This is a genomic window from Actinomadura sp. KC345 (genome assembly GCF_004348515.1).
GTDB lineage: Bacteria > Actinomycetota > Actinomycetes > Streptosporangiales > Streptosporangiaceae > Spirillospora.
Genome location: NZ_SMKH01000329.1, coordinates 1 through 8,098 on the forward strand (window position 1 = coordinate 1; position 8,098 = coordinate 8,098).

Genomic DNA, 8,098 nt, shown 5'->3' on the forward strand with positions numbered 1-8,098 from the left:
CCCCCGACCTCCCCTGAGGACCGCCATGTCCGCGATCTTGAGACGCAGTCCCCTGCTCGTCTTCATCGTCGTCACCGTCGCCGTGTTCGGCGCGCTCCGGCCCGGCTTCATCAGCGTCACCGGCTTCCTCGACATCGGGCAGCAGATCGCCGTCACCGCGATCCTGGCGTTCGCGCTGACCGCCGTGATCATCGCGCGCGGCATCGACATCTCGGTCGGCTCGACGCTGTCGGTGTCGGGCGTGGTCGGCGCGCAACTGCTCACGTCCGGGCTCCCCGCGCCGCTGGCCATCGCCGCCTGCGTCCTGACCGGCGCGGCGATCGGCGCGCTGAACGGCGTGCTCATCGGCGTGCTCCGGGTGAGCCCGCTGATCGCGACGCTGGGCACGATGGCGTTCGGCTCCGGCGCCGCGCTGGCGCTGTCCGGGGCGTCCTCGATCCCGGTCGAGCAGACGGCCGTCCTGATGGCCGGCGGCGGCTACGTCGGCCCGGTCCCCGCGTCCGTGGTGATCGCCGTCGTGCTCATGATCGGCTGGATGCTGGTGCTCGGCCGCACCCTGTACGGGCGGTGGATCTACGCGGTCGGCGGGAACGCCGACGCCGCCCGCGCCTCGCTCGTGCCCGCCCGGACCGTGCAGCTGTCGACGTTCGTGCTGGCGGGCGCGTCGGCCGGGCTGGGCGCGGTCATCATGATCGGCCGAGTCGGGTCCGCGCAGCCGCTGGCCGGGCAGGGGCTGGAGTTCGCCGCGATCACCGCGGCCGTCGTGGGCGGCGCGAAGCTGTCGGGCGGCTCGGGGTCGGTCGGCGGCACGATGCTCGGCGCCGTCTTCATCGGCGTCGTCAACTCCGGCCTGTCGTTCATGGCCGTCCCGCAGCAGACCATCTACGTCGTGACCGGCGCGCTGGTCATCGTCGCCGTGCTGGCCACGCAGCGCCAGGAGCTGAAGGAGCTGCTGGACGGAGCGCGCCGCGCGTTCTCCGGCAGAGGCTCCGGCGCCCGCGCCCGGACGGCGGCGGAGGGGACGCGCGAGCACCGGATGGAACTCGCGGGGATCGGCAAGAGCTTCCCGGGCGTCCGGGCCCTGCACGACGTGTCGTTCACGCTCGGCTCCGGCGAGGTCGTCGCCCTGGTCGGCGAGAACGGCGCCGGGAAGTCCACGCTGGTCAAGGTCCTCGCCGGGGCGCACGAACCGGACACCGGACGGCTGCTCATCGACGGCGACCCGGTGCGGCTGGCCTCGGCCGAGGACTCCCGCGCGGCGGGCGTGAGCGTGATCCACCAGCACTTCAGCCTGCTGCCCGACCTGACCGTCCTGGAGAACCTCTTCCTCGGCCGCGAGCCGACCCGGTTCGGGGTGCTGCGGCGGCGCTGGATGCGCACGCGGGCCAGGCAGGTGCTGAAGGAACTGGAACTCGACGTCGACCTGGACGCCGGGCTGGCCGGGCTGCCGGTCGGCGAGCGCCAGATGGTCGAGGTCGCCAAGGCGATGCTGGACGACGCCTGGCTCGTCATCATGGACGAGCCCACCTCGGCGCTGTCCAACCGCGAGCGCGAGCGCCTGTACGAGCTGGTCGGCCGGCTCCTCGAACGCGACGTGGCCGTCCTGTACATCTCGCACCGGATGGAGGAGATCTACCGGCTGGCCGGCCGCGCGGTCGTCCTGCGCGACGGGGAGTTCGTCGGCGAGGCCGACCTGTCCGAGGTCGACGAGTCCGCGCTGATCTCCATGATGGTCGGCCGCCGGATCGGGACGGTGTTCGCGCACCGGAAGACCGAGCCCGGCGAGCCGCTGCTGCGGATCGAGGGCGTCTCCGACGGCGGGCGGCTGGCCGAGGCGTCGCTGACCGTGCGGGCCGGGGAGATCGTCGGGCTGGCCGGTCTGCTCGGGTCGGGCCGCAGCGAGGTGCTGCGCTGCGTGGCGGGCCTGTCCCGCCGCACGGCGGGGCGCGTGCTGGTGGACGGCCGCGAGCTGCCGTCCGGCGACCTTCCGGCCGCCAGCGGGCGCGGTGTCGTCTACGTGCCGGAGGACCGGCTGCGCGAGGGCGTGGTGCCGAGCATGTCGGTCCGCGACAACATCGTGCTCGCCTGGCTGCGCCGCAACTCGCGGTTCGGGGTGGTGCCGCGCGGCGTCGGCCGGGTCGTGGAGGAGTCCATCGAACGGCTGGGCATCCGGCCGCCGCATCCCGACCGGGCGACGGGCGTCCTGTCCGGCGGCAACCAGCAGAAGGTCGTGCTGGCCCGCTGGCTGGCCACCGAGCCGCGCGTGCTGCTGCTGGACGAGCCGACCAACGGCGTGGACGTGGGGTCCAAGGCCGAGATCCACGCCCTCATCGCGGACCTGAAGGAGCGCGGCCTCGCCGTCCTCATGGTCTCCAGCGAGCTGCCCGAGCTGCTGGGCGTGGCCGACCGGGTCCATGTCATGCGCGGCGGCGCGGTCGCCGGCGAGCTGCCGCGCGGGGCCACCGAGGAGGAGGTCATGGAGCTGGCCTTCGGTCACAGCCCGGCGGCCGCCCCCGGATAGCGCCCGCGAACGCTCTCACTCACAGGTCCGCACAGACACAGGGAGGCATTCACCATGAGCATCAAGATCGCAGTCGTCGGAGGCGGCTTCATGGGGCGGCTGCACGCCCGGACCGTCGCCGAGTCCGCCGAGGCCGAGCTGGCGGCGGTCGTCGACCGCGACCCGGCCGCCGGGCGCGCCGCCGCGGACGAGCTCGGCACCCGGCACCTGCCGGAGGTCGTTGACGCGCTGAACGAGGACGTCGACGCCTTCATCGTCGCCGTCCCCGACCGCGCGCACGTCGGCCCGGCGACCACCGCCCTGCGCGCGGGACGCCCCGTCCTCGTGGAGAAGCCGATGGCCGACACGCTGGAGGGGGCGCGGGCCATCGACAGGGCCGCCGCCGAGGGCGGGACCCACGTGGCGGTGGGGCAGATCCTCCGGTTCGACCCGCGCTACGCGGGCGCGGCGGCGGCCGTCGCCGCCGGGGACATCGGCGAGCCGCTGCACGTGACCGCCGGGCGGATCGCGGCGCGCGACATCGGCCTGCGCATGGACGGAAGCAGCTCCGTCCTGTTCTACCTGGGCGTGCACGACGTGGACGCGATGCAGTGGGTCACGGGCAAGCGCATCACCCGCGTGTACTCGCGGGCCGTGTCGAAGCTGATGCCGGCGAACGGCGTCCGGTCGGAGGACGCCATCTTCACCGTCGCCGAGCTGGAGGACGGCACCATCGGGGAGCTGTTCAACGGCTGGACCCGCCGTTCGGACGACCCCGTCTCCATCGACGGCCGCCTTGAGGTCATGGGCACCGAGGGCACGGTCGCGGTCGACGTGCGCGACCACGGCCTGCGGGTCTACGGCGACTCCGGTCTCGCCACCCCGGACGCCCTGCACTGGCCCGAGGTCAACGCGCGGATCCGCGGCGACCTGGCCGCCGAGGTGCGCGCGTTCGTCGCCGGCGTCCGCGACGGCGCCGGGTTCCCGGTGCCGACCGCCGCGGCCATGCGGAACGTGGCGGTCAACGACGCGATCCTGCGCTCGGTCGAGAGCGGCGTCCCGGAGGACGTCGAGATCGTCGACCGGGCCGAGTCCGGGGCCGCCGGGGCGGGTGCCGTGCGATGAACCGTCCCGGGGCGGCGGCGCGGGAGGACGCGTTCGCGGAGCTGGGGGATCTGGCCTACCTGGACACGGCCACGATGGGGGTCGCGCCTTCCCCGGCCGCCGACGCGCTGCGCGCGATGACGGCGCGGTGGGCCGGCGGCTCGGCCGACCACGGCGCGTGGGAGGAGGCGGCCGAGCACGCGCGGGCGCACGCGGCCCGCCTTGTCGGCGCGGCGCCCCACGACGTGGCGCTGCTCCCCTCGCACGTCGCGGCCGCGTCCACGGTCGCGCGGGCGTGGCCGGACGCCCGCGTCGCCGTCCCCGAGGCGGAGTTCCGCGCCAACCTGCTGCCCTGGATCTCCGGCCGGGACCCGGACAAGGTGCGCCTCGTGCCGTCGCCCGCCACCACGGACCGGCTGTGCGCGGCCGTGGACGAGGGCGCCGGGCTGGTGGCGGTGTCCAGCGTCCAGTCCGCCGACGGGCTGCGCGTCGACCTGCCGCGCCTGGTCGAGCACGCGCACCGCCGCGGGGCGCTGGTGTACGTCGACGCGAGCCAGTCCCTCGGGGTGGACACCGCCCTGGCCCGCAGCGGCGCCGACTTCATCGGCGCCGTCGCGTACAAGTTCCTGCTCGGGGCGCGCGGCACCGCGTTCCTCGCGGTGCGTCCGGAGCACCAGCGCGCGTTCGCGCCGGTCTCCCCCGGGCCGGAGTCGTCCCGCGACTACGCGGGAGGCGTCGTCTACGGCGCCGGGTACCGGCTGTGGGACGACGCGCGCCGGTTCGACCAGCCGCAGGCATGGCCGGCGTGGGTCGCCACCGCGGCCTCGCTGCGCCACCTGTCCCACTATGACCAGGCCGATCTGGAACGGCACGCCACGGACCTGGCCGCGCGGTTCGCGGAGGCCGTCCGCGACCTGGGGTTCGCGACCGCGCCGGCCGAGTCGCCCTCGCCCATCGTGGCCGTGGCCCACCCCGACCCTGCCGGGGCCGTGGCGCGGCTACGGGACCGCGGTGTGCGGGCCGCCGCCCGGACCGGCGCCGTCCGCTTCGCCTTCCACCTCTACAACACCGACCGTGACGCCGACCGCGCGACCGACGGCCTCCGCGCGCCGTCGCCTCGCCGCGCGGCCCGCGCCACCGGCCCATCCACCACCGGGCCATCCACGACAGGGAGCACGACATGACCGCAGAGACCTTCCCCATGTACGTCGGCGGCGCGGCGTACACGCCGGACCGCCCCACCCGCGAGGTGCGCGGCCCGGGTGACGGCGCCGTCGTCGGGCACGTCCTCATGGGCACGGCCGAGGACGTGGACCGCGCCGTCACCGCCGCCCGCGCCGCCGCGCCCGCGCACCGCCGCACGCCGGTGTTCGAGCGCGCCGAGCTGTGCCGCCGGCTCGCCGACGCCGTCGCCGCCGAGAAGGAGGATCTGGCGGCCCGGCTGGCGGCCGAGCACGGCAAGCCCTTCCACACCGAGGCCCGCGGCGAGATCGACGCGGTCGTCACCGCCTTCCGCGACGCCGCCGACCACGTCGTCTCCCTGCGCTCGGAGTCGATCGCCGTGCGCGACCCGGCCAAGCGGGTGCTCGTCCAGCGCCGCCCGCGCGGCGTCTACTCGGTGATCACGCCGTGGAACTTCCCGATCGGGGTCGCCTCCATCTACTACCTGGGGCCGGGCATCGCCACCGGCAACACGCTGGTGTGGACGCCCGCGCCGAGCGTCGCGGGCATCGCCTCGCGGCTCACCGCCGTCCTGCACGAGGCGGGGCTGCCCGACGGCGTCCTCAACCTCGTCACCGGCGAGGGGCCGGTCGTCGGGAACGCGGCGATCACGCACCCCGGGGTGAACGCGGTCGGCTTCACCGGCAGCACCGCGACCGGGTACCTGATCGCCGAGGCCGCCGGGGGCCGCAAGCCGGTCCAGCTCGAACTGGGCGGCAACGGCCCGAGCATCGTGCTCCCGGACGCGGACCTCGACCTGGCCGCCGCCGCGATCGCGAACGGCTCGTTCTCCAACGCGGGCCAGATCTGCACCTCCACCGAGCGGGTGCTGGCGCACGCGAGCGTCGCCACCGAGCTGGCCGAGCGCGTCGCCGCGCACGCGCGCGACGTCGTGCTCGGCGACCCCTTCTCCGACAGCACCACGATGGGGCCCCTGCACACCGCCGACCTCGCCAAGCGGGTGTGCGCCCAGATCGACGAGGCGGCCGCGGGAGGCGGGCGGATCCTGGCGGGAGGCGGACGCCAGGCCGGCGCGCCCACCGAGCACTACGTCGAGGCCACCGTGGTCGACACGGTGCCTCACGGCTGCGACCTGGACGTCGCCGAGACGTTCGGGCCGGTGACGCCGGTCGTGCACTGGAACACCGTGGAGGAGCTGCACGCGCTGGTCGCCGCCAGCGAGTTCGGGCTGTCCGGCGCGATCTTCAGCCGGGACGTCGGGCGGGCGTTCGCGCTCGCCGAGGAGCTGCCCTGCGGCATCGTCAACCTCAACGAGGCCAGCAGCTACTGGGAGCCGAACATCCCGGCGGGCGGCGCGGCGGGCACCGGCAGCGGGTACGGCCGCACCGGCGGCCCCTGGTCGGTCGAGGAGATGACCGAGCAGCAGGCGATCGTCCTCCGCACCGCCCCGCTGGAGTCGTGAGATGGCGGCCTCCGCATCCGCTCGCCGGCCGCTGCCGGCGATCCCGCCCCGGCTGGCGGGCTGGGCGGTCGCACTGGTGCCCGTCCTGCTGCTGGTCCTGCTGCTCGCGGTGTTCGCGGTGGTCGATCCGCGCATCGCGGCACCGCTCAACCTGCGCAACATCCTGCTGCAGGCCGTCCCGATCGCCCTGCTCGCGCTGAGCGCGCACGTCGTGCTCCTCACGGCGGGCATCGACCTGTCCGCCGGATACGCCGTCGGGCTCTGCGGCGTGGTGATGGCGGGGCATCTCTCCGGCGGCGGCGGGCTGGTCCTCGCGGGCCTCCTCGGGCTGGGCGCGGTGCTCGCGGTCGGTCTCGCCAACGGCTTCCTGGTCGGCGTGACGCGGCTGCCGCCGTTCATCGCGACGCTCGGCATGATGACCGTCGTCCAAGGGCTGACGCTCCTGGCCGCCCCGCAGGGAATGGTCCTGGTGGAGCACGGCTTCCTGGAGGCCCTCGGGCAGGGCGCGGTGCTCGGCGTCCCGGTGCCGCTCCTGGTCGTCGCCGCCGTGGCGGCCGGGCTGTGGTTCCTGATGCGCAGGACCAGGTTCGGCGTCCGCACCTACGCCTACGGGTCGGACGAGCACGCGAGCACCCTGGCGGGCGTCCGGCGCGCACCGCAGCTGCTCGGCGTGTACGCGGTCGCCGCCCTGCTCGTGTTCCTCACCACGGTGATGGTGGTCGCGCAGGTGCCGCTCGTCCAGCCGAACCTCGGCGGGATCACGCTGCTGCTGGACGCGATCGCGGCGGCGGTCATCGGCGGCACAAGCATCTTCGGCGGCCGGGGCACGGTCGGCGGAGTGCTGGTCGGCGCCGTCATCATCGCGCTGCTCACCAACGCGCTCCAGGTGTTCGGCGTGGACCCGTCGGCGATCGACCTGTTCAAGGGGCTGATCATCATCGCCGCGCTCGTCGTGGACGTGGCGATGCGGCGGCTGCACCGGCGCGTGACCGAGGCCCCGGGATGACGGACGGGCCCCTCGCGCACGACGCGCGGACCTCCGCGGACATGGAGCGGGGCATCACCCTGCTCCCGGTCGGCGCCACCGAGCAGCACGGTCCGCACCTCCCGCTCGGCACGGACTGGTGGCTGGCCGAGGCGGTGGCGCTGGAGGCGGCGAAGCGGGTGCCGGGCGTGGACGTCGCGGGCGCCGTCCCGTACGGGATCTCCCCGCACCACCGGGGCTTCCCGGGGACGGTGACCCTGCGGGCCCGCACGTTCATCGACCTGGTCGTCGACGTCTGCGCCTCGCTGGAGGCGGACGGGCGCGCCCCGGTCGTCGTGAACGGGCACGGCGGCAACCGCGGGGCGCTCCACGTGGCGGTCGCCGAGCTGGGCGAGCGGGGACACACCGCGTGGGCCGTCTCCTACTTCGAACTGCTGGACGACGTCGTCGACGACGTGTTCCCGGACGGCCACCGCCATGTCGGCCACGCCTGCGCCCTGGAGACCTCCCTGGTCATGCACCTGTGGCCGGAGACCGTGGCCACCGACCGCATCCCGGAAGGAAGCACGCCGCCGGGCTGGCCCGACCCCCACCTGTTCACCGGCGACCGCGTCTCGGTGTACCGGAGGTTCGAGGACATCAACCCCACGGGCGTGGTCGGGACCCCGTCCCTGGCCACGCCGGAGGCGGGGCGGCGGCTGTTCGAGGCCGCCGCCGACCGGCTGGCGGTCCTGCTGGGGAGGATCCGCGCGGAAGGCGGGACGTGAGCGGTATGGAGTGGATCCCGGTCTGCCGGTCCTGCGGTGAGCGCAATCCCGGTAGCTGGTCCAGGTGTCCCCGGTGCGGCGGCGTCCAGGAACTGGTG

At 74.9% G+C, this 8,098-nt stretch carries 6 protein-coding genes; all 6 read left to right on the plus strand.

Annotated elements, in window-relative coordinates; genetic code table 11:
- The first annotated feature begins 37 nt into the window (after positions 1–37).
- Genes E1281_RS34090 through E1281_RS34115 form a run of 6 tightly spaced genes read left to right on the plus strand, consistent with a single transcriptional unit; the run spans position 38 to position 8,000 of the window.
- Complete coding sequence (locus E1281_RS34090) at positions 38–2,521, plus strand: ATP-binding cassette domain-containing protein (protein WP_165959224.1); 2,484 nt, start codon at positions 38–40, stop codon at positions 2,519–2,521.
- A gap of 54 nt (positions 2,522–2,575) precedes the next feature.
- A complete protein-coding gene (locus E1281_RS34095; protein ID WP_131883835.1) occupies positions 2,576–3,625 on the plus strand; it encodes a Gfo/Idh/MocA family oxidoreductase in 1,050 nt (349 codons plus the stop codon).
- The gene (locus E1281_RS34100; RefSeq protein WP_131883836.1) at positions 3,622–4,788 is read left to right on the plus strand and encodes an aminotransferase class V-fold PLP-dependent enzyme; all 1,167 of its coding nucleotides are present in this window, start codon (positions 3,622–3,624) and stop codon (positions 4,786–4,788) included. Before E1281_RS34095 ends, E1281_RS34100 begins: the two co-directional genes overlap by 4 nt.
- The gene (locus tag E1281_RS34105) at positions 4,785–6,248 is read left to right on the plus strand and encodes an aldehyde dehydrogenase family protein (RefSeq protein ID WP_131883837.1); all 1,464 of its coding nucleotides are present in this window, start codon (positions 4,785–4,787) and stop codon (positions 6,246–6,248) included. The genes E1281_RS34100 and E1281_RS34105 overlap by 4 nt, the downstream gene beginning before the upstream one ends.
- Position 6,249: 1 nt before the next feature.
- Positions 6,250–7,254 (plus strand): ABC transporter permease, encoded by a 1,005-nt coding sequence (locus E1281_RS34110; protein WP_131883838.1) that lies wholly within the window; start codon positions 6,250–6,252, stop codon positions 7,252–7,254.
- Positions 7,251–8,000 carry a creatininase family protein gene (locus E1281_RS34115; RefSeq protein WP_131883839.1) on the plus strand — a complete coding sequence of 250 codons (750 nt, stop codon included), beginning with the start codon at positions 7,251–7,253 and terminating at the stop codon, positions 7,998–8,000. The genes E1281_RS34110 and E1281_RS34115 overlap by 4 nt, the downstream gene beginning before the upstream one ends.
- Positions 8,001–8,098: the final 98 nt, after the last annotated feature.

Excerpts from the sequence above, each read along its gene's own strand:
- E1281_RS34095 (WP_131883835.1), top strand. The coding sequence starts at position 2,576 with ATGAGCATCAAGATCGCAGTCGTCGGAGGCGGCTTCATGGGGCGGCTG.
- E1281_RS34100 (WP_131883836.1), top strand. The coding sequence starts at position 3,622 with ATGAACCGTCCCGGGGCGGCGGCGCGGGAGGACGCGTTCGCGGAGCTG.
- E1281_RS34105 (WP_131883837.1), top strand. The coding sequence starts at position 4,785 with ATGACCGCAGAGACCTTCCCCATGTACGTCGGCGGCGCGGCGTACACG.
- E1281_RS34110 (WP_131883838.1), top strand. The coding sequence starts at position 6,250 with ATGGCGGCCTCCGCATCCGCTCGCCGGCCGCTGCCGGCGATCCCGCCC.
- E1281_RS34115 (WP_131883839.1), top strand. The coding sequence starts at position 7,251 with ATGACGGACGGGCCCCTCGCGCACGACGCGCGGACCTCCGCGGACATG.